Raw genomic sequence first — 20,149 nt, forward strand, 5'->3', positions numbered from 1 at the left:
CATGCCTTCCATCAAGGACATCATGCAAACCATGGAATATGGCCCCGCACCCGAAAGCAACTCCGAAGTCAAGGCCTGGCTCCAAGCCCGTTCGGCCGGGCTCGGCCACTACATCAACGGCAAGTTCACCACAGCCGAGGGCGAACTTATCGAGGTCTCCAATCCGGCGACGGAAGAGGTGATCGGCCGGGTCGCAAAGGGCAACGCCGGCGATGTGGACGCAGCGGTGCGGGCCGCCCGCGCCGCGCTGCCGAAATGGTCGGCGTTTTCCGGCCACGAGCGCGCGAAATATCTCTACGCCATCGCCCGCCACATCCAGAAGCGCGAGCGGTTCTTCTCCGTGCTGGAGACCATGGACAACGGCAAGACCATCCGCGAAACACGCGACATCGACATCCCGCTTGTCGCCCGGCACTTTTATCACCATGCCGGCTGGGCCGAGCTCGTTGCCGACGAGTTTCCGAACCATGCGCCGGTCGGCGTCTGCGGCCAGATCATACCTTGGAACTTCCCGCTGCTGATGCTGGCCTGGAAGGTCGCGCCGGCTCTGGCGGCGGGCAACACCGTCGTCATCAAGCCTGCGGATCTCACGCCGATGACCGCCTTTGCGTTCGCGGAGCTCCTGAGCGAGATCGGGCTCCCGCCGGGGGTCGTCAACATCGTTCACGGCGACGGCGAGACGGGGGCGGCGATCGCCGGGCACCCTGATATCGACAAGGTCGCGTTCACCGGTTCGACCGACGTCGGCAGGATCATCCGCCGCCAGATCGCCGGCTCCGGCAAGAAGCTGAGCCTGGAACTCGGCGGCAAGTCGCCCTTCATCGTGCTGGAAGATGCCGATCTCGACGCGGCGGTGGAAGGTGTGGTCGACGCGGTCTGGTTCAACCAGGGCGAGGTCTGCTGTGCCGGATCGCGCATCCTGGTGCAGGAGGGAATTGCCCCGCGCTTCTTCGAGAAGCTGAAGAGCCGCATGGCCACCCTGCGCGTCGGCGACCCGCTGGACAAGACCATGGATATCGGCGCCGTCGTATCGCAAAAGCAGCTCGCCCGCATCAAGGGCCTGCTTGCGACCGGCCAGGTCGAGGGCGCCACCCTCAATCTCGCGCCCGTCGATCTGCCGAAGCGCGGCGCCTTCTGCGCGCCCGGCTTCTTCACCGGCACCGCGCCGGCCCACACCGTGTCGCAGGTCGAGATCTTCGGACCGGTTGCCACCAGCCTGACCTTCCGGACCCTCGACGAGGCTGTCTCGCTCGCCAACGACACGCGCTACGGGCTTGCCGCTTCGGTCTGGTCCGAGAACGTCAACCGCGCGATCGAGCTGGCAGCGCGGGTGAAGGCGGGCGTCGTCTGGATCAACGCGACCAACCTGTTCGATGCCGCAGCACCTTTCGGCGGCTATCGCGAGAGCGGCTTCGGCCGCGAGGGCGGGCGCTCCGGCCTGCTCGAGTACCTGACGATACCCGCAGACAGGCAGGGCAAGACGCGGACGGCGCCGGCGCTTCAGCCGCAGGTCGTCCCGTTCACGGGCAAGGCCGACCGCCCCGACATCGACGTGACGGCTAAGCTCTACATCGGCGGCAAGCAGGTCCGGCCCGACGGCGGACAGAGCTACACCGTCTTAGGCAAGTCGGGCCAGGCGATCGGGCAGGCGGGCCTCGCCAATCGCAAGGACGTCCGCAATGCGGTGGAAGCGGCAGGCAAGGCGACGGGCTGGGGAAATGTAACCGGGCACAATCGCGCCCAGGTGCTCTATTTCCTCGCCGAGAACCTGAGCCAGCGTCGGGCCGAGTTCGTGTCGGCGCTTGCAGCAACCGGAGCAAGCCCGAAGCCGGAGGAGGAAGTGGAACTGGCGATCCGGCGCGCCTTCTGGTACGCGGCGCAGGCAGACAAGTTCGATGGCGCCGTCACAGCGACGAAGTCGCGACATGTGACGATGACCGTCAACGAACCCTACGGCACCGTCGGCGTCGTTGCCGCCGACGAGGCGCCGCTGCTGTCGCTCTTGTCGCTGATCCTGCCCGCACTTGCACTCGGCAACCGGGTTGTCGCGATCGCCGCCCAGAGCCATCCGCTTGTCGCGACACGTCTCTACCAGGTGTTCGAGACGTCAGATATTCCCGCAGGCGTCGTCAATCTGCTCACCGGCGAGCGCGACGTGCTGGCGAAGACGCTTGCCGAGCACGACGACGTCGCTGCGGTCTGGTATTGCGGCAGCGACGAGGGTTCCCGGATGGTCGAAGCCGCGTCTGCCGGCAACCTCAAGACGACATGGGTTGATCACGGCAGGCTGCGCGACTGGCGCGATCCGCGCCAGGGGCAGGGCGGCGAGTTCCTGCGGCGGGCGTGCCAGGTCAAAACCATCTGGCTGCCGTATGGAGAGTGAACGAGCGACGGGTGTTTCGAAACGCCAGGACGCTCATGGGACCTCCGGATCTATCGTCATCTTTGCGAGCGAACAGCGGTCGAAAGTGCGGGTGGACCATCGACCGCTGGCCGCCAAGGTTGCTGGGGCTCAGTAGGCGAGCTTGCTCGCATCCGTCACCCACTGCGTGGAAACGTATGGGCGATAGTCGGACAGGGCGGACGGAATCTTGCCCTGCTCCAAAAGGAAGGCGGACGTGTCGGCGACCGCCTTCACGGTGCCACCGCCGAGCAGCGCTTCGCCCGCCTGTTCCTCGAGCGTGGGGAACATGTAGCCCTTCAGAAGCGCTGGAACTTCCTCCTGCTTGGCGCCGGTAAGCCGCGCGATCTTTTCGGCCTCCGGCGACGTGGCGTTCCAGACGTCCGGGTCGGCGCGATAGGTCGCAGTTGCATCACCCGTTACCTTCACGAAGGCAGTGACGACATCGGGATGCTCTTCGGCGAACTTCTTGCTGACTATCCAGGCGTCGAACGTCGGCCCGCCCCACCCGGCAACGTCCGCCGAGGTCGCCAGCACCTTGCCCGACTTCTTCAACTCGGCAAGGACCGGATCCCAGATGTATGCGCCGTCGATATCGCCTGCCGCAGATCAGCCTGCCAGCGGCGAAAATCCGCCATATCGGCCGTTGTGATAGACAAGCGACTGTCCGTCGCCGATCGTCACATCCAGGACGCGGCCGATGATGATGCCGTGGCTGTGCCGCTCGATGATTTCCTCGACTTCGCAGTCGATGGCCGCCACTGCGCCGACCAGGACCGGCGCGCCGCTGAGACGCGTCGTCCAGGCGGCACCGTCATAGCGCGCTTCGCCCTTGACCCCGCCAACTCCGGCGAAGCGGTTGGCAATGTCGTGATGTTCTCCCGCCAGAATGTTGACGCAGAAGTGGCCGTGGCGGCTGATGACGGGAAAGCTGGAAGACGCGCGGTTGATGTTGACGATCATCGTCGGCGGTTCGACGGACAGCGCGGTGGCGGACGTCACCGTCGCGCCCGTGCGATCAGGGCCGACACCGGCCGTGATCACGGAGACAGCGCCGGCAACCGAACGCATGGCCGTCTTCAACAGAGCCGGATCGACGATCGCGCGCGTGCCGTGGTCGTCGTTGAAGCCGATGTTTGTCAGATTGGCCATGTTCATTTCCGTCTCCGTCGTCGAGCCTTCGCTAAAGGCAGCATTTGAACGGAGAATGGAAGCCTGGATTTTTATTATCAACTAAATTTATGTATTTTATGCTTTGCTTGGCCGCCGGCTGATCATCCGGTGGCTGCCTTTTTGAGATCGGACCAGGAGCATGCAAGCATGGCGGCCGCAACGGATAAAATCACTGGAGACAGGCTCCCCCGCAACGGAGGCATCCCAGTCGTAACTGCAATATCCGAACGGCCTGTCGTCGCAATCATCGGCGGCGGCTTTTCAGGCGCTGCCACCGCCTACCACCTCGCCGCGATGGGTGCAGATCCTGTGAGGATCATCGTCTACGAGCGGCAGCGCCCGTGCGTTCGGCCCGGGCACTGCTGCGGGTCGTGCGGCAAACGGTCAGGGAAGCCGCGGAACATGGGGTTACCTGGCATGCCGTTTTCGATCGGCTGCGGGTGCAGGGCGGGGACATATGGCGCGCGCTGCCGGACGCCGAACGCCGTCGCCTCGTCCGGTTCCTGAGACCCTATTGGGACGTTCACCGCTTCCGGATCGCGCCACAGCTGGAGGACGTCATCCGGCGCCGGCTTGACGCAGGCAACCTGACCGTCAAGGCGGCCTCCATTGCCGCAGTCCGGCGAGAAGAGAACGATGAAATCGTCGTCGTCCTGCGCCCCCGCCACGCAAAGCAAGAAATCGAAGCGCGCTATGATGCGCTGATCGTGACCACGGGACCCGGGAACAAATCCATCCTCGCAAGCCAGCCGTTCCTCGCGGGCCTTGCCGACGCAGGAATACTGCATGCCGATAGCGTCGGCCTCGGTATCGCAGTGGACGAGGACAGCCATCCGATCGGCGCGGACGGCGTGTCCTCACGGTCGCTCTATATCGCTGGACCGCTGGCGCGAGGCAGGTTCGGTGAACTGATGGGGCTGCCCCAGGTGACCGAGCACGCGATCTTCGTCGCAGAACGCATTGCCCGCGACCTCCGGCTCTCCGAAAGCCCCTCCATGGCGGCTCGCCGACAGGTCGGGTGAGGCCGGTTCGCCGACACGTCTCCTCAACCTTGTCTGGACAGCACTGGCCCTTCCGACCACGAAGAGGTCACGCTCCTGCATCGCCGCCTACGGCTTAAGGGGAAAAGACGGTGCGCGTCGCCGCTCTCCTGCGGGGACACTGCGGCCACCGGTCTAACGCTGCCGCAGCCCGGATCAGCCCAGTTCCAGCGTGGTGACCGCAAAGACCCCTTCGAGCGCTATCGCCGGCGCGGCTCCCCGGTACATGCGGGCCGTGACGAAACTCTTCTGCATCCCCGCCCGGTCCAGAACCGCCACGAAAGATAGGCTTGTCTCCGGCACGTCAAGGTGAATGAGGCCCGGTCCGCACGCCTGCGCGAGGGACGCGAGCAATTCCGCCGCTCCGATCGCATCGACGGCAAAAAGCGGTCCGATCTTGTAGCCTTCCCGGCAGCGCCTGGCGACGCCGTAGCCGCAGACGTCTCCATCCCGAAGGAGAACGTGTGCGGTTCGTGGCGGCGCGAGCCATTTCGAGAGAAAGGCATGACGCTCCGCGGGAAAGAAGCGCCGGTCGAAGGCGTGGAGCGAGGCGAGAAGGTCAGGCGCCGCTGCGAGGATGGTGCCGCTCCGGCCAGCCGCCGGCGGGGCAGGGCGGCCCGACCAGCGGTAGGTTTCGTAGAGAGGCCGGAAACCCATCCCGGCATAGTTCTGCTGCTGCTGCGGAACGCCATCCAGGCCGACCGTGCGGCCGGCAAGATATGCCATTCCGGCGTCCCACACCGCTTTGCCATAGCCCTTGCCGCGCACATCCGCCCGGCAGATATAGAGGCCGATGAACCCGAAAGCGGGGCCGTAGGCGATGGCGGAGATGCCAGCCACCATCCGTTCTTCGACGAAAGCGCCGATGAAGCCTGCCGGATCAGCCGCCTGAAAGGCCGCCGCGTCGTCCAGCCCCGGGTTCCAGCCTTCGGCCGCAGCCCAGTCCAGAAGTTCCCCCACCTCAGCCGGCTTAAGCGTCCGTATTGCGGGCTTCGTCGTGCTCATGCCGACAGGATGACCTGTGGCGCGAATGATTCAAGGGCGCCGCTATAGGTTTTCGGGAGCGGGGATGCATAGGGGCCGCGCTTGGACGTGCGCAAGCCCAGCGCCACCAGTGCTTCCGCCTGCTTGACCGCTGCGGCGACGCCATCGACAACCGGAACGCCGAACTCGGCGCGAAGGGAATTTGCGAGATCGGCCATGCCGGCGCAGCCGAGCACGATCGCCTCCGCACGATCGTCACGTAGGGCGGCGCCGATCTCGCGGCGCAGGCGGTCGCGCGCATTCGAGCGGGGATCCTCCAGCGACAGGACAAGGATGTCTGCGGCGCGCACCTTGCAGCGGCCGCCCATGCCATAGCGATGAACCAGATCCTCGATCGGAACGCGCGAGCGCTCCATCGTCGTGACGATGGTGAAGTGCCGCGCGATGAATGAGGTCGCCGCGATCGCGGCCTCGCAGATGCCGAGCACGGGGATTTCGGCGAGCGCCCGGCACGCATCGAGCCCCGTATCGTCGAAGCAGGCAATAATGGCGGCGTCGGCCCCGGCGCGTTCGGCCTTGGCCAGTTCGACGAGCAGCCCCGGCACGGCCAGCGCCTCGTCATAGTAGCCCTCGATCGAGGCAGGCCCCGATGCCGAAGTTATGGGAACGATCGCGGTCAGCGGGTTCGCCACGCGCGAAGCCGCATCGGCGATGGTCGCGGTCATGGACTGCGTGGTGTTGGGATTGATGACGGCGATGCGCATGATTGCAGAGTTCCCTAGGCCCGCGCCCTGCGCCGGTTGAGGTAGAGGATGGTGCCGACCGTGCCGCCGATGACGAGGAAGGAGAACAGGGTGGTGACGGTTCCGAGCGCATAGAGCACCGGCGTGGTGACGTTGGTCGTCATGCCGTAGATCTCCAGCGGCAGCGTGTTGTAGGTCCCCGACGTCATCAGGGTGCGCGCGAATTCGTCGTAGGACAGCGAGAAGCCGAACAGGCCGACACCGACCAGGCTCGGCGCGATCATCGGCAGGACGACGTGCCGGAAGGTCTGCCAGGAGCTGGCGCCGAGGTCGCGGGCCGCCTCCTCGTATGAAGGAGAGAAGCGGTTGAAGACGGCGAACATGATCAGCACGCCGAAGGGCAGGGTCCAGGTGAGATGGGCCCCGAAGGCCGAGCTGTACCAGGCCGGCTGCAGGCCGAACTGCTGGAACAGCACGCCGATGCCGAGCGAAATGATGATCGACGGCACGACGAGGCTCGCGACAGAAAGGTAGAAGAGCGGCGTCGCGCCAAGGAACTTGCGGCGGAAGGCCAGACCGGCCAGCAGCGAAACCACAACGGTGACCGCCATCACCATCAGCCCGAGCACGAGCGAACGGCGGAAGCTGCCGCCGAAATCGCCGACCGCCTGCTTCTCCAGAAGATTGCCGAACCAGTGCAGTGACACGCCGTTCAGCGGGAAGGTCAGGCCACCGTCCGGTCCCTGGAAGGACAGGATGACGATCGCCGAGAGCGGACCGTAGAGAAAGACGACGAAGAGCGCGAAGAAAAGCGCCAGAACATAGAATTCGCGGCTGCGGGGTTCGCGATGCATGGCTCAGAGCTCCTTGCGGATATCGACGATGCGCAGGATTCCCGCCACCATCATGAGGACGAGGACCAGCAGGATCACGGCATTTGCGGCGGCGGCCGGATATTGCAGCAGCGACATCTGGTTCTTCATCATCAGCGCGACGGAGGCGCTCTGGCCGCCGGACATGACCTGCACCGTCGAGAAGTCTGCCATCACCAGCGTCACGACGAAGATCGTGCCGATCGCCATGCCGGGCTTTGCAAGCGGAAGGATGACGTTGGTCAGCACCTGCAAGTTCGAGGCGCCCGCGTCGCGCGCCGCTTCCACCAGCGAGCGATCGATGCGCATCAGGGTGTTGAAGATCGGCGTCACCATGAAAAGCGTGTAGAGATGCACCATGGCGAGCACGACGGCAAAATCAGAGTAAAGCAGCCATTCCACCGGAGCGGCGACGAGACCCGTGTCCACAAGCGCCGAGTTGACCAGCCCGTTGCGACCGAGCACCGGGATCCACGAGATCATGCGGATGATGTTCGAGGTGAGGAAGGGCACCGTGCAGACAAGAAACAGGACCGTCTGCATGGCCGACGTGCGGACGTGGAAAGCCAGGAAGTAAGCGACCCAGAAGCCGACGAAAAGTGTGATCATCCAGACGATGACAGCGAATTTGAGCGTATTGAGATAGGTTTTCCAGGTCACCCAGGAGCCGAGGGTCTCGGTGTAGTTGAAGGTGACGAAATCCGGATACATCGCGGCGAAGTCATAGTCCCAGAAGCTGACGACTGCGATCATCAGAAGCGGCAGCAGCAGGAAGCCGCCGAGAATGACAAGAAGCGGCAGCGCCTGCAGGTAGGCGGCGAATTCTCCGATCCGGCTGCCAGGCTTGCGGGTTCGGGCCTTGGTGGCGACCCTTGTGGTTGCGTCTGCGATCGTGGCCACGGCTTGCTCCTTCGTCAATTTGCAGGCAGGGCGCCGAGGGCGCACTGTTCGTTCCCCCGCCGGGGAGAAGGTGGCCCGAAGGGCCGGATGAGGGAGCCGCAGAGCCCCCTCATCGCCTCACATGCGCTCGGCACTTCTCCCCGAGGGGAGAAGAGGACGCTTACATCAGGCAGCGATGAACTCGTTCCAGCGCTTGAGCATGTAGCGATCCTCGTCCATGACCGAATTCCAGCAGGCGACCTTGCCCATGCGCTCTTCGAACGAGCCGCCGTCGCGGACGGCGCCTGCCTTCTCCATGACCTTGCCTTCCGGCGAGAGGATGTCGCCCTGGGCCGGCTTGCCCTCGATCCAGTAACCCCACTCGTCCGCCGACATGAACTCCTTCGCCGTGTCCATGCAGGCCGAGTAGTAGCCCTGCCGGTTGAGATAGCCGCCGACCCAGCCGGAGGTGTACCAGTTGATGTACTCGTAGGCCGCATCGAGCTGTGCACCCGTCAGATGCGAAGCGAGGCCGAGACCGCCGCCCCAGGAGCGATAGCCTTCCTTCAGCGGCTGATACTTGCAGGCGATGCCCTTGGAACGCACGGCGGCCACTGCCGGCGACCACATGGACTGGATAACGACTTCGCCCGAAGCCATCAGGTTGACGCTCTCGTCGAACGACTTCCAGAAGGCGCGGAACTGGCCGTCCTGCTTGGCCTGGATCAGGAAATCGATCGTCGCGTCGATCTCTTCCTTCGTCATGTTGCCCTTGTCGGCATATTTGATCTTGCCCATCGCCTCCATGATCATCGCCGCGTCCATGATGCCGATCGAGGGAATGTTGAGGATCGAGGTTTTGCCCTTGAACGCCGGGTCCATGATGTCGGCCCAGGTAGTGATCTCGCGGCCGACGAGGTCTGGACGAATGCCGAGCGTGTCGGCGTTGTAGATCGTCGGCATCATGGTGAAGAAGCCGGTCTCGCCGGAAGCGAAGGTCTTGGCATCCTTGCTCTTGACATAGCCAACGGTGTGCGGCGCCGTGCCCTGGGCGATGACGCTGTCGGGCGTCAGCTTGCCGGTTTTGAAGAGCGGAACGACCTTGTCGTAGTACTTCAGCTTGGCGGTTTCCATCGGCTGGATAACGCCGGTCGGATAGACCTTCTTGAGGATCCAGTATTCGATGTCGGCGATGTCGTAGGAATTGGGTTGCGTGACGGCGCGCTGGGCAGCGGCATCGGAGTCCGTCGCCGTCATCTCGAGCGTGATGCCCAGGTCTTCCTTGCACTTCTCGGCGATGGCATTGATGTTGGAGACGCCGGTACCGAACTGGCGCAAGGTGATCGGGTTCTGCGCCCAAATGGTCGGGAAGCCGGTGATGGCGCCCGAGCCCGCGGCAAGGCCGGCGGCTGCGGCACCGGTCTTCAGAAGCGACCGGCGGCTGATGCCGGCCTTGTTCGATGCATTCTCTGTCATTGGCTGTTCTCCTTCGTTGTGGTTGTTGTCGTTGTCTGGTCGGCCTTATGGCGCGACACGTCCGAGCACGATGGCATCCGTCCCGCCCCAGGAGAGCGGCACGGCGTCGCCCACCCGTATCGTCTGCTGGAAGAAGGCTGCGTCGTCGAGGATCGCGGTGAAATCCTCGACGCCCGCACCGTCGAGGGTCAGCTTCACGGTCGAACCGCGGTATTCGATGTTGGAAACGATCCCGTTGAAGCCGAGACCGCCCTGGTCCGGCTGGCCGATGCGGACGTGATCGGTCCGGATCGCGATATCGACGGGCCTGCCGATCTCCGCCACATCCCCCATCGCCTTGAACTGGCCGCCATTGGCCACTTCCAGCGTGACGACACCGTTCCCGCTTGCGACAGCACGGCCGGAAATCACGTTGTGATCGCCCATGAAGCGGGCAACGAAGGCAGTCGCCGGCCGCTCGAAAACCGTGCGGGGTGCCGCAGCCTGTTCGATCCGCCCGTCGTTCATCACAACGATCAGGTCGGCCAGTGCCATCGCCTCTTCCTGGCTGTGGGTGACGTGGACGAAGGTAATGCCGAGGGAGGTCTGCAGGCGCTTCAACTCGGCGCGCATGCGAATCTTCAGGAACGGGTCCAGCGCGGAAAGCGGCTCGTCCAGAAGCAACGCTTCCGGATCGGTGATCAGCGCACGGGCAAGCGCCACGCGCTGCTGCTGGCCGCCGGAGAGCTGGGCCGGGCGCCGCGTCGCATAGGCCTCAAGTTGCATGAGCCGCAGCATGTCGAGCGCCTTCTGCCGCCGCTCGTCCTTCTCCACGCCCTTCATCTTCAGGCTGAAGGCAACGTTGTCAACGAGGTCGAGATGGGGAAAGAGCGCGTAGGACTGAAACATCATGGCCGTGCCGCGCCGGGCCGGCGGCAGGTCGGTCACGACCGCGTTGCCAAGGCGGATGTCGCCACTGGTGATGCTCTCATGGCCGGCGATCATGCGAAGCGTGGAGGTCTTGCCGCAACCGGACGGTCCGAGCAGGCAGCAGTAGGTTCCGGCCGGAATTTTCAGGCTGATCGCGTGCACGGCCGTGGATTGGCCGTAGACTTTGGAGACGGAAGCGATGTCGATTTCTGCTGCTTTGGTCATGCGGCATCTCCTGGTTTCCGCCAGGGACGATGCAGGCGCCGTGCCAGTTCACATGAGGAAATGCCAAGGCATTGAAATCGCGGAAGTTTAATTTCGACTGCCTGTCGTTTGCGCTGCAACGCAGCAATGCATGCACAAAAAAGAGCATTTTGCGCTCAATCTGGCGGCAATATTGAGTGCAAAACAATTGGGAATTTGTTGCAGCCCTATATTCCCTCACAGGGCGCCGCAGGGTAGAGATAGGTCATGCCAAGGACCATGAAGATCGCCGAACCGCCGCTCCCTTCCGATCCAAGCCAGGAGGATCGGGCGCAGGCCATCCGCGACTCGCTGCGTGACGCGATCGTCGACCGCAGGCTTGCCCCCGGCACAAAGCTGTCCGAAGCGGAGGTTGGCACACTCTTCGATGTGAGCCGCACGGTGGTGCGCGCCGCCCTGCAGATGCTGGCGTTCGAGGGACTGGTACGGGTCGAGCGCAACCGCGGCGCCTTCGTTTCGGATCCAACCCCCGAGGAGGCACTCCAGGTCTTCGCGTCCCGACGCCTGATCGAGCCCGGCGTGATTGCAGCGGCGATCGAGCGGGCCACCGCGAAGGACATTGCGGCCTTCCGCCGTCATCTGGAGGAAGAAACGCGCCACAAGCATGAGCGGGGTGCGCAGGCAAGGCGCGCGGAGATCAAGGCGTCGGGCGACTTCCACCTGATGCTTGCCGCGGTCGCCGGTAACGCGATCTTGCAGAAGTTCATGGACGAACTGGTCGCCCGCTCGTCGCTGGTCATTGCACTCTACGGCCGCTCGGGCGCGTCAAGCTGCGGGCACAACGACCACGCCGATCTGCTCGACGCGGTCGAGGCGAGAGACGTTGCACGCGCGCAGGCGCTCATGCTGCGCCATATCGACCACATCGAGGCCGACCTCGACCTTCGTGCCAGCTCCAGCCTGACCCTTCGCGACGCGCTTTCGCTTTAGTCGGCATCCCCGACCCGCGGCGGCCTGAAGTTTCGGATCGTTACCTCCAGCCCGTCAGGCGGCGACGTCGCGGATGAAGCGAAGCAGGTATTCGTCGAATTCCGCCGGCTTGTCCCAGAAGGGCGCATGGCCCGAATTGGCGATGGTGTGCGTTTTGCCTTGCCACAGGTTGCCGAACCTGACGTTGGCAACGAAATCCACCTCGACGAACGGCTCATCGATCCCGTTTACGACTGCGATCGGCGGCGTCGGCCCGGCGACAATCTCACGCTGGTTGTCGCCGGTGCCGGCGGAGAATTTCTCGAACATCAGTCGCCGCGCACGGCCATCGGTTCGCCGCACCGTATCCAGCAGGAACGGTTCGAAGGGCTCGCCGCAGGTCGCGTGCGCATAGTGCCCGACGTCTTCCTCTGTGAAGTCCTGCTTTCCGGCAAGCCCCATGTGCGGGCTGGTACGGAAGCCCAGCGAAACTTCTTCGGGTGCCACCGGCGGGGTGCCCGTGATCATCAGACCCAGCATGCCGGGATACCGCTTGATCATCTCCAGCCCGATATGGCCGCCAAGCGACCAGCCGAAGACGACGGCATGCTCGATGCCGAGAAGGCCAAGCGCCTCGACCATGCAGTCGGCGTAGCCTTCCATCGAATAGCTGCGGTCCGGATCGACGGCATCGGATGAGTCGCCATGTCCGGGAAGGTCGAACGAGATCATGCGGTAGGTGGTGCCGATCTCGCTTTCGAACTGATTGCGGAAGACGGCGCCCGAACTCGAATTCCCGTGGACGAACAGGATCGGCGTACCTTTGCCGCCGCTCTCGCGGACCGCAATTTTCGCATGGCTCGTCTCGAGCACTGATGTTCGCACGCTCATGAAAATCTCCGGAAAGCGGACGTTGTCCAATTGGTAGGCATGCTCAGAAATTAAGCGAAATCTTTAACACGTCAATGAAATTATCTTTTCAATCGAAATTGATTATGCCTATATTGAAAAAAATACATCGCCACCCACGGTGGCCATAACAGGGGTCCGTACATGAAGAATCGCACCATTGCCGCGCATGTCAGTAAGCTCGCCTCCTGCGTTGCAGCAGCCGTCTTGCTGAGTGCCGCCGCAGCGAACATCGCGTCCGCAGCCACAATCAAGATCGGTCTTCTGGCACCGCTGACCGGACCCGCCAGCGCGGACGGCCAGGAGTACCAGCGGGGCGCCCAGATGGCCGTCGACGAGCTGAACGCCGCCGGCGGATTCAACGGCGACACCTTCGAACTCGTTGTCGGCGACGTGAAGGACCAGTCGGCCGGCAACGTGACCAGCGCCGTCGAGCGCCTGCTCGGCGATCCGGACGTCCATTTCATGCTGACCGGCTATGCGAGCCTGACCAATTTCGAAATCGACACCATGGCCGAAGCGGAGATGCCCTATGTGCTCGCCGCAACCTCGGCGCAGACGCGCGACATCATCGCGCCGGATCCGGACAAGTATAACTGCTGCTGGTCCTGGACGCCGTCTTTCGACGCCTACAACACCGATGTCACGTATTTCGTCGAGAAGCTCGCCGCCGACGGCAAGCTGAAGCTGTCCGACAAGAAGGTGGCGATCATCTCGTCCGACAATGCCTACTCGAAGACGATTTCCGAGGGCATGAAGAAGACCTTCAGCGAGAAAGGCTGGACGCTCACCGTCGACGAAATGGTCCCCTTCGGCGAAGTCACCGACTGGCGTCCGATTCTTGCCAAGGTGCGTGAAAACCCGCCGGACGTGGTAATCAATACCGACTACCTCTCGGGCAATTCCGCCTCGTTCCTGAACCAGTTCCTGGAACAGCCGACCAACAGCCTCGTCTTCCTGCAGTATGCGCCGAGCGTGCCAGAGTTCGTCGAGCTGACCAAATCCAACTCCAACGGCGTCGTCTACAACCTGCTCGGTGGCCCGCTCTTTTCGCCGAAGAACCCGCGCGCCGACGAGGTCGCAAAGAAGTTCAAGGACAAATATGGCGTGGAAAGCGGCACCTATGGGCTGGCGCTCTACGAGATCGTCAACGTCTACCATGACGCGCTGAAGAAGGTCGGCGATGCCAGCGACCACGAGGCGATCATGAAGGCGATCGGCGAGACCGACAAGCAGGTGGTTGCCGGCCGGCTGAAGTTCGATCCCACCACCCACCTTGCCATGCAGGGCGACGACTACATTCCGATCACCTTCTTCCAGATCTGGGATGGCCAACGCACGTTGATCTCGCCCGCGGCCTATGCGAGCGGTGAATACAAGCAGCAGCCCTGGATGAAGTGAAGCATGCCGCTGCTTGAAGTGGAAAGCGTCAGCAAGGCCTTCGGTTCGCTGAAGGCCTTGGACAAGGTCTCCTTTAAGGTCGAACCCGGCGAGATCTTCGGGATTGCCGGACCGAACGGATCGGGCAAGAGTACGCTGTTCAACGTGATCACCGGAATTCCGTTCGGCCCGGACAGCGGCCGCATCGTCTTCGACGGTGTCGAAATTCAGCGCAAGGCCGGCCATAAGATCGCATGGCTCGGCCTGGCACGGACATTTCAGCGCGAGACGAGCTTCGACAAGCTGACCGTGTTCGAAAACGTCCTGGTCTCCGGTGCATACGGAAAGCCCAATCGATCGCCGGAAGAGGAGCGCGCCGGCGCTCTCGAGGCGCTGGACATCGTCGGCTTGCCGAGATCGCGCCATGGGCGACTGGCCGAGGAACTGTCGGTGTTCGACCGAAAGTGCCTGATGCTTGCAACCGCAGTCGCGATGCAGCCGAAGATGCTTCTCCTCGACGAGCCCGCGTCCGGCCTCACCAGGCCGGAAATCGAGACGTCGATCGGCCTGATCCGCAGGATCGCGGACCTCGGGGTGACGATCGTGCTGATCGAACACGTGCTAACTTTCCTAATGAGCCTTTCACAGCACCTTCTCGTGCTCAACCAGGGAGAGGTCCTCACCATCGGCAATCCAAAGGACGTGATCGCCGATGCGCGCGTCATCGAGGCCTATCTCGGCACGCGGAAGGCTGCGGTATGAGCGGACTTCTGGAAATCACCAATCTGACCGCCGGTTACGGCCGCATCGATGTGCTTCACGATCTGACCATGACGATCGGCGCGCACGGCAATGTCGGCCTGTTCGGGCCGAACGGCCATGGCAAGACGACGCTTCTCAGGGCGATCTCCGGCCTGGTGAAGGCGCGTTCAGGCTCGATCCGTTTCGGCGGCGCCGACATCGCCAACCAGACGCCGCGCTCGATCGTCGGGCTGGGCCTGGTTCACTCCTCCCAGGGCAACCGGCTGTTTCCCGATCTGACCATCGGCGAATGCCTGGCACTCGGCGCCTATACGCCACGCGCCAGGGCGCAGGAGGAGGCGAACCGGGAACGGGCGCTGAAGATATTCCCGAAGCTCGGCGAACGCTGGAACCAGAAGGTTCGCACGCTTTCCGGCGGCGAGCGGCAGATGGTGTCGATCGGCACTGCGCTGATGAGCAACCCGGCCATGCTGATCCTCGACGAGCCGACGCTCGGCCTTGCACCGAAGGTCAAGGAAGAGCTCTGCCGCGCCGTGCTCGACATCTCGGCCGGCGGCATACCGCTTGTCGTGGTGGAGCAGGACGTCGAGTTCCTGCTCGAACTCAGCCAGCACCTCTACCTCGTCAACCACGGGCAGGTGGCCGCCGAGATCAAGCCGGGCCAGACCATGGGCCATGCCGATATCATGGCGCTCTATTTTGGCCAGTAGTACGATGTTCGATTTTCACCCCTTCGGAGGACAGGCATAGTGGATGCAGCCTTGCAGATCCTGTTTGGCGGCCTGTTTCAGGGTTCGCTGTTTGCCATGATGGCAGTCGGGCTGGCGCTTATCTGGACGACGATCGGCGTCTTCAACTTCAGCCACGGGGTGATGATGATGCTGGGCGCCTACGTGGCCTGGCAGCTGAGCGCCTGGTCCATACCCCTTTTCATCGTGCTGCCGGCAACCATGCTGATTATGGCGGGGGTCGGCTGGCTGCTTCAGGCCAGTGTCGTGCGGCCGCTGATCGGCCGTCCCAACATCGTGCTCGTAGTCGTGATCACCACGCTCGCCGCAGCGTCGCTCGTCGAGAACGGCGTCCTTGAGATATGGGGACCGCGCTCGAAGCAGCTGCCGACTCTGATCGAAGGCAATACGCAGATCCTCGGCGTCGGCGTTTCAATGCATCAGATCGCCATCATCCTCATTACGCCGGTGATCCTCGGCGCGCTCTGGCTGTTCCTCAACCGCACGCGGCTAGGGCTTGCGCTTCGCGCGGTCGCGCAGAACGAGGATGCCAGCCTGCTGGTCGGCCTGAACGTGACGGCGCTTTACGGCCTCGCCTTTGCCATCGCCGCAGCCTTGGCCGCTCTTGCCGGCATTTTCATGGGCGGCTATCGCTTCATGTCCCCGGTGATGGGGGCCGATCCGCTGCTGAAGGCGCTGATCGTGGTGGTCTTCGGCGGATTGTCGAGCATTTCCGGCCCGATCTTCGCGGCCTATCTGATCGGCTTCTTCGAAGCGATCTGCAGCTACTATTTCGGCCTCTATTGGACGCCGGCGCTGCTGTTCGCGGTTCTCATTCTCATGCTGATGATCAAGCCCGAGGGCCTGTTCGGCGCAAAGACGAGGGGACTCGCATGAAGGCCGACCTGCGCGCAACACCAGGCCGCGTAAGCTGGAAGAACGAGGCGGCCCTCGTCGTTACGGCATTTGCCGTGCTGGCGCTGACGCCCTTCATTGTCACCGACAGCTACAGCCGCCACATCCTGATCATGGCGTTCATCTATGCGGTGGTGGCGTCGAACTGGGACCTGAGCCTTGGCTATGGCGGCGTGTTCAATTTCGGCCATCTGGCGCTTTTCGGCATCGGCGTGTACGCCTACGGCCTGATGACCAAACTTGCCGGCATCGATCCGTGGCTCGCCATGGCATTGAGCGGCGCGGTCTCCACGATTGCCGCAATCGTGGTGACGATCCCGATTCTGCGACTGAAGGGCATCTACATCATTCTCGTGACCTTCGGCTTCGCCCAGCTCGTCATGCAACTGATCCTGAGCCAGTCCGATTATACCGGCGGCACGCAGGGCATGGTGCGGATCCAGACGCTCTATCTCGCCGGCCACAACATGATCCGCGACGGGAAGTTTGCCTACTTCTACATCGCACTGGCGATCCTGTTTGCCAGCACGGTGTTTCTCCGCCTGCTGGTCCGCTCGAAGACCGGCGCCAGCATCGTGGCGCTTCGCGACAATGAGGAATATGCCGTCAGCCGAGGTATCTCGCTGGTGCGCCAGAGGGTCATTACGCTTGCCGCAAGCGCATTCTTCACCGGCGTCGCCGGGGCGTTCTATGCCGCCTACCAGCGCAATGCCTCGGTGGACGTGTTCGGCATGAGCCTTGCGACGATCATCCTTTCGATGGTCCTGCTGGGCGGGACGAGCACCATATACGGCGCGATCGGCGCCTCTTTCGTGCTGACGATCTTTGCCGAGGTCATGGCCGACTTCGGCGCCTGGCGGCCGATCATCACGGCCCTCCTGATCATCGTCGTGATGCTTGTCTATCCTTCCGGGCTTGCCGGGATATGGGCTTCGGCGCGCGCTTCCTGGCTCAGACGCCGGGAAGGCTGATCACGCAAGGTCCCGTTCGATGAAAGACCCGGGCTGCGGGATACAGCCCGGGTCTTTGGCACTGGAATGCGGATCGGACCGCTTACTTGCTGCCGCACCAGTCGATGACGCTGGCGGCGATCACCTTCGTCGTCTCGACCAGGGATTCGACATCGACATATTCGTCGTCACCATGGAAGCCGTCGCCCGAGGGGCCGAAGATGACGCCATCGACGCCGGCACCGGCATAGTGCGCGGCATCGCAGACGGCAACGAAGCCCTTGATGTCGGGCTTGCGCCCCACAGCCGCCTTGTTGGCCACGAGCGATTGCACGAGTGGGTGATCGACCGGCGTATTGAGCGGCGGGAAATGCAGCCCGCCGAGTTCCCATTGAATCTTCGGCGGATTGCTGCGCAGCCAGGCGTCCGTCTGGGCGAAATGATGCACGAAATTCTCGAAATCGCGCCGGTAATCCGCAGAATTCTCCGAGGGCAGGAACTTCATGTCGAGGTCGATCACGGCAACGTCGGGGATGATGGCCGGGTTCGTCATGGTGATCGGCAGGCCGTTGTCGCCAAGGCCCGCGCCCGCGTGCAGGACGCCGACGTTGATCGTATTCATGCCCACAGGCAGAAGCGGGTGGGACGCTGCACGCGTGCGGCCGGACTCATAGTGACGCAACGCCTCGATGAAGCGCGTGGCAAGCTCGATCGCATTGACACCGGGTTCCAGACGCCCGCTTTCGTGCCGCTGCGGATAGATCTCGTTGTAGCGCCAGGCCGAGTGCGCCGTGCGGCCACGGATCGTCACGCGCGCCCATTCGAGACCGCCTTCCGCCGGCAACACGTCGCCCCAGGTCGGTTCCGCGACAAGAACGGCCTTTGCAAGCTTGCCGCGCTTGACCGCATCCATCGCGCCGAAGCCACCGGCTTCCTCGTCGACCACAGTATGGATCGAAAGCCGCCCGTCCAGTTCGATGCCGGCCGCCCGGATCGCCCACGCAGCCGCAAGGCAAGCAGCCACGCCACCCTTCATGTCGATGGCACCGCGCCCATAGAGCCTGCCGTTCTTGATCTCGCCGCCGAACGGATCGACGGTCCAGCGGGCCGGATCGCCAATCGGCACCACGTCGATGTGACCGCACAGGATGAGGCTTTTTTCCTCGCTGCCGGCAAGATCGCCGACGACGTTCGGGCGGCCGGGCAGAGCATCCCAGCTTTCGGTCGAAAATCCCATAGTCTTCAGTTCCGTCTCGATCAGCTTCTGTACGTCCGCCTCGCGGTTGACCGCCGGATCGAGGTTGAATTTCGGGTTGACGGAAGGGATGCGGACAAGACGCTGCGTCAGATCGACGACCCAGTCCCTGTCTCTTTCGATCAGCGCGGTTACTGTCTCAACCAGCTGGGAACGTGTTGTCATGGAGTTTGACCTTTCCGGACAATATGCTGTTTTCGGGCAATTTCATTTCGTTCGACAAAGACTTTGACTTTCATCGGCGGTGCGCCTCCGCTCTCAGAGGCACGTCGAAGGCTACCATCCTGCAAAGCCGCAAAGGACGTCTTCACCGATCTTGCCGTCGCGGACGTCGGTGAGCGCCTGGTCGAGGATGGCCACCCCCTTCTCCGCCTCCTCGGCGGTGACGGTGAGCGGGGGTGTGAATTCCAGCACGTTGGATCGCACCCCCACGTAGTACAGCACGAGGCCGAGTTCGAAGGCACGATAGACCGTCAGCGCCGCTTCCCGCGCGGCCGGGGCGCGACTGGCGGCATCGCTGACAAGCTCGACCCCCAACGCCAGACCATGACCGCGGACATCGCCGATCAGCGCATGCCGGGAGGCGAGCCGATCGAGAGCGGCGCGGAGAATGCCTCCCGTCCGGGTTGCGTTTTCGGCGAGACGCTCCCGCTCGATCGTCTCAAGCACGGCAAGGGCGGCGGCGGCGCAGACAGGGTTGCCATGCACCGTCTGCAGGGAGAAGGCGGCCGCGTGGTTCATGAGGGCCTCGGGGCCGACGACGGCGGAGATCGGCAGCCCGCCGCCAAGGCCTTTGCCGAAAACCACAATATCCGGCTCGATGCCGGAATGCTCATAGGCGTGGAACCTGCCGCTGCGTCCGATCCCGACCTTCACCTCGTCGCTGACGAGCAGGATGCCATGCTTGCGGCAAAGCGCCTCCACCGCCTGGAAGAAACCGTCCGGTGGAACCAGCATACCGCCATCAGACTGAATTGGCTCGATGAAGAAGGCGGCGACCTCATCCGGAGCAAATTCGGTCGCAAACAGGCGTTCGAGATGCGAGAGGGTGGCGTCCCGTGCGGCCTCGGCGCTTCCGGCGGCATAGCTGTTGGGGTAGGGGACGAGCGTCAGGCCGGCGGCGCGCGCGCCTTGCTGCGCGGGATGCCCGGAGACGGCCATCGAACCGACCGTGCCGCCATGATAGGCCCCTTCGAATGCAAGGATACGCGGACGGCCGGTGGCTGCCGTAACCATGCGCGCGACCGTCTCGTTGGCATCCGAACCGGAATGGCCGAACCAGACCCGGCCACTGGCACGCTCGGGCCCGAGCGACAGCAGCTTTTCCGCAAGCAGTACACAGGGCTCGTTCGCCGACGAAAGATAACTGGCCCCGGCCTGGTCCGATAGCGCGCGGTTGACCGCCGCGCAGATCGCTGGATGCGAATGGCCGAGGCTCGCCGAACCCCACGATGCGGAGAAATCCAGAACCTGCCGGCCGTCGTCTCCGGTCAGATACGCGCCGCGGCCTCCGACGACCGCCTGCGGGAAGAACCGCAGATGCGCCATTCTGGAGATCGACTGGCTCTCGCGGGCGTAGAGACCGGACATGGCATTTCCT

Annotated in this window: 18 protein-coding genes and 2 pseudogenes; 9 read left to right on the forward strand and 11 right to left on the reverse strand. The window is 63.5% G+C overall.

Going from position 1 to position 20,149, the window contains the following annotated elements:
- Window position 1 precedes the first annotated feature (1 nt).
- Window positions 2–2,383, forward strand: a complete 2,382-nt coding sequence (locus CRO48_RS25640; RefSeq protein WP_097142608.1) for an aldehyde dehydrogenase family protein — start codon at window positions 2–4, stop codon at window positions 2,381–2,383.
- 129 nt (window positions 2,384–2,512) lie between these two features.
- On the opposite strand, the pseudogene CRO48_RS25645 reads toward CRO48_RS25640, so the two are convergent.
- Together CRO48_RS25645 and CRO48_RS25650 are read right to left on the reverse strand one after the other, a co-directional pair.
- Window positions 2,513–3,001: pseudogene (locus CRO48_RS25645) on the reverse strand (glycine betaine ABC transporter substrate-binding protein); the annotation flags it as partial.
- A gap of 9 nt (window positions 3,002–3,010) precedes the next feature.
- Complete coding sequence (locus CRO48_RS25650) at window positions 3,011–3,553, reverse strand: flavin reductase family protein (protein WP_245423669.1); 543 nt, start codon at window positions 3,551–3,553, stop codon at window positions 3,011–3,013.
- 168 nt (window positions 3,554–3,721) lie between these two features.
- Between CRO48_RS25650 and CRO48_RS33555 the strand changes: the two are divergent.
- Window positions 3,722–3,901, forward strand: a pseudogene (locus tag CRO48_RS33555) (hypothetical protein); the annotation flags it as partial.
- A 14-nt stretch (window positions 3,902–3,915) separates the two neighbouring features.
- Window positions 3,916–4,596, forward strand: coding sequence for an FAD/NAD(P)-binding protein (locus CRO48_RS25655; RefSeq protein ID WP_097142610.1), 681 nt, complete (start codon window positions 3,916–3,918; stop codon window positions 4,594–4,596).
- A gap of 174 nt (window positions 4,597–4,770) precedes the next feature.
- Here the strand turns inward: CRO48_RS25655 and CRO48_RS25660 are convergent, their stop codons facing one another.
- The 6 genes from CRO48_RS25660 to CRO48_RS25685 form a co-directional block, all read right to left on the reverse strand.
- On the reverse strand, window positions 4,771–5,619 hold the full coding sequence (locus tag CRO48_RS25660; protein WP_097142611.1) for a GNAT family N-acetyltransferase: 849 nt from the start codon (window positions 5,617–5,619) through the stop codon (window positions 4,771–4,773).
- Window positions 5,616–6,362 (reverse strand): aspartate/glutamate racemase family protein, encoded by a 747-nt coding sequence (locus CRO48_RS25665; protein ID WP_097142612.1) that lies wholly within the window; start codon window positions 6,360–6,362, stop codon window positions 5,616–5,618. The genes CRO48_RS25660 and CRO48_RS25665 overlap by 4 nt, the downstream gene beginning before the upstream one ends.
- 14 nt (window positions 6,363–6,376) lie before the next feature.
- Window positions 6,377–7,195, reverse strand: a complete 819-nt coding sequence (locus CRO48_RS25670) for an ABC transporter permease (RefSeq protein WP_097142613.1) — start codon at window positions 7,193–7,195, stop codon at window positions 6,377–6,379.
- Between the two features lie 3 nt (window positions 7,196–7,198).
- The gene (locus CRO48_RS25675; protein WP_407071957.1) at window positions 7,199–8,113 is read right to left on the reverse strand and encodes an ABC transporter permease; all 915 of its coding nucleotides are present in this window, start codon (window positions 8,111–8,113) and stop codon (window positions 7,199–7,201) included.
- 165 nt (window positions 8,114–8,278) lie between these two features.
- A complete protein-coding gene (locus CRO48_RS25680; protein ID WP_097142614.1) occupies window positions 8,279–9,568 on the reverse strand; it encodes an ABC transporter substrate-binding protein in 1,290 nt (429 codons plus the stop codon).
- A 45-nt stretch (window positions 9,569–9,613) separates the two neighbouring features.
- Window positions 9,614–10,702 (reverse strand): ABC transporter ATP-binding protein, encoded by a 1,089-nt coding sequence (locus CRO48_RS25685; RefSeq protein ID WP_097142615.1) that lies wholly within the window; start codon window positions 10,700–10,702, stop codon window positions 9,614–9,616.
- Window positions 10,703–10,948: 246 nt separating this feature from the next.
- Between CRO48_RS25685 and CRO48_RS25690 the strand changes: the two genes are divergently transcribed.
- Window positions 10,949–11,671 carry a GntR family transcriptional regulator gene (locus CRO48_RS25690; protein ID WP_245423670.1) on the forward strand — a complete coding sequence of 241 codons (723 nt, stop codon included), beginning with the start codon at window positions 10,949–10,951 and terminating at the stop codon, window positions 11,669–11,671.
- A 54-nt stretch (window positions 11,672–11,725) separates the two neighbouring features.
- Here the strand turns inward: CRO48_RS25690 and CRO48_RS25695 are convergent, their stop codons facing one another.
- Window positions 11,726–12,541, reverse strand: coding sequence for an alpha/beta fold hydrolase (locus CRO48_RS25695; protein WP_097142668.1), 816 nt, complete (start codon window positions 12,539–12,541; stop codon window positions 11,726–11,728).
- 162 nt (window positions 12,542–12,703) lie between these two features.
- Between CRO48_RS25695 and CRO48_RS25700 the strand changes: the two genes are divergently transcribed.
- The 5 genes from CRO48_RS25700 to CRO48_RS25720 are packed head-to-tail and all read left to right on the forward strand — an operon-like array spanning window position 12,704 to window position 17,315.
- Window positions 12,704–13,960: an ABC transporter substrate-binding protein gene (locus CRO48_RS25700; protein WP_097142617.1), complete on the forward strand. Its 1,257-nt coding sequence runs from the start codon at window positions 12,704–12,706 to the stop codon at window positions 13,958–13,960.
- Between the two features lie 3 nt (window positions 13,961–13,963).
- Window positions 13,964–14,701 carry an ABC transporter ATP-binding protein gene (locus CRO48_RS25705; RefSeq protein ID WP_097142618.1) on the forward strand — a complete coding sequence of 246 codons (738 nt, stop codon included), beginning with the start codon at window positions 13,964–13,966 and terminating at the stop codon, window positions 14,699–14,701.
- Window positions 14,698–15,411: an ABC transporter ATP-binding protein gene (locus tag CRO48_RS25710; RefSeq protein ID WP_097142619.1), complete on the forward strand. Its 714-nt coding sequence runs from the start codon at window positions 14,698–14,700 to the stop codon at window positions 15,409–15,411. The genes CRO48_RS25705 and CRO48_RS25710 overlap by 4 nt, the downstream gene beginning before the upstream one ends.
- Window positions 15,412–15,450: 39 nt before the next feature.
- On the forward strand, window positions 15,451–16,326 hold the full coding sequence (locus CRO48_RS25715; protein ID WP_097142620.1) for a branched-chain amino acid ABC transporter permease: 876 nt from the start codon (window positions 15,451–15,453) through the stop codon (window positions 16,324–16,326).
- Window positions 16,323–17,315: a branched-chain amino acid ABC transporter permease gene (locus CRO48_RS25720; protein WP_097142621.1), complete on the forward strand. Its 993-nt coding sequence runs from the start codon at window positions 16,323–16,325 to the stop codon at window positions 17,313–17,315. Before CRO48_RS25715 ends, CRO48_RS25720 begins: the two co-directional genes overlap by 4 nt.
- 82 nt (window positions 17,316–17,397) lie before the next feature.
- On the opposite strand, the gene CRO48_RS25725 is transcribed toward CRO48_RS25720, so the two are convergent.
- Window positions 17,398–18,714, reverse strand: coding sequence for a M20 family metallopeptidase (locus tag CRO48_RS25725; RefSeq protein ID WP_097142622.1), 1,317 nt, complete (start codon window positions 18,712–18,714; stop codon window positions 17,398–17,400).
- A 111-nt stretch (window positions 18,715–18,825) separates the two neighbouring features.
- The gene (locus tag CRO48_RS25730; protein ID WP_097142623.1) at window positions 18,826–20,139 is read right to left on the reverse strand and encodes an aspartate aminotransferase family protein; all 1,314 of its coding nucleotides are present in this window, start codon (window positions 20,137–20,139) and stop codon (window positions 18,826–18,828) included.
- Window positions 20,140–20,149: the final 10 nt, after the last annotated feature.

The organism is Rhizobium subbaraonis (assembly GCF_900220975.1).
Lineage (GTDB): Bacteria > Pseudomonadota > Alphaproteobacteria > Rhizobiales > Rhizobiaceae > Mycoplana > Mycoplana subbaraonis.

What these genes read in the sequence shown, in the direction of transcription:
- CRO48_RS25640 (WP_097142608.1), top strand. Translation starts at nt 2, where the DNA reads ATGCCTTCCATCAAGGACATCATGCAAACCATGGAATATGGCCCCGCA.
- CRO48_RS25650 (WP_245423669.1), bottom strand. Translation starts at nt 3,553, where the DNA reads ATGGCCAATCTGACAAACATCGGCTTCAACGACGACCACGGCACGCGC.
- CRO48_RS25660 (WP_097142611.1), bottom strand. Translation starts at nt 5,619, where the DNA reads ATGAGCACGACGAAGCCCGCAATACGGACGCTTAAGCCGGCTGAGGTG.
- CRO48_RS25665 (WP_097142612.1), bottom strand. Translation starts at nt 6,362, where the DNA reads ATGCGCATCGCCGTCATCAATCCCAACACCACGCAGTCCATGACCGCG.
- CRO48_RS25670 (WP_097142613.1), bottom strand. Translation starts at nt 7,195, where the DNA reads ATGCATCGCGAACCCCGCAGCCGCGAATTCTATGTTCTGGCGCTTTTC.
- CRO48_RS25680 (WP_097142614.1), bottom strand. Translation starts at nt 9,568, where the DNA reads ATGACAGAGAATGCATCGAACAAGGCCGGCATCAGCCGCCGGTCGCTT.
- CRO48_RS25685 (WP_097142615.1), bottom strand. Translation starts at nt 10,702, where the DNA reads ATGACCAAAGCAGCAGAAATCGACATCGCTTCCGTCTCCAAAGTCTAC.
- CRO48_RS25690 (WP_245423670.1), top strand. Translation starts at nt 10,949, where the DNA reads ATGCCAAGGACCATGAAGATCGCCGAACCGCCGCTCCCTTCCGATCCA.
- CRO48_RS25695 (WP_097142668.1), bottom strand. Translation starts at nt 12,541, where the DNA reads ATGAGCGTGCGAACATCAGTGCTCGAGACGAGCCATGCGAAAATTGCG.
- CRO48_RS25700 (WP_097142617.1), top strand. Translation starts at nt 12,704, where the DNA reads ATGAAGAATCGCACCATTGCCGCGCATGTCAGTAAGCTCGCCTCCTGC.
- CRO48_RS25705 (WP_097142618.1), top strand. Translation starts at nt 13,964, where the DNA reads ATGCCGCTGCTTGAAGTGGAAAGCGTCAGCAAGGCCTTCGGTTCGCTG.
- CRO48_RS25710 (WP_097142619.1), top strand. Translation starts at nt 14,698, where the DNA reads ATGAGCGGACTTCTGGAAATCACCAATCTGACCGCCGGTTACGGCCGC.
- CRO48_RS25720 (WP_097142621.1), top strand. Translation starts at nt 16,323, where the DNA reads ATGAAGGCCGACCTGCGCGCAACACCAGGCCGCGTAAGCTGGAAGAAC.
- CRO48_RS25725 (WP_097142622.1), bottom strand. Translation starts at nt 18,714, where the DNA reads ATGACAACACGTTCCCAGCTGGTTGAGACAGTAACCGCGCTGATCGAA.
- CRO48_RS25730 (WP_097142623.1), bottom strand. Translation starts at nt 20,139, where the DNA reads ATGTCCGGTCTCTACGCCCGCGAGAGCCAGTCGATCTCCAGAATGGCG.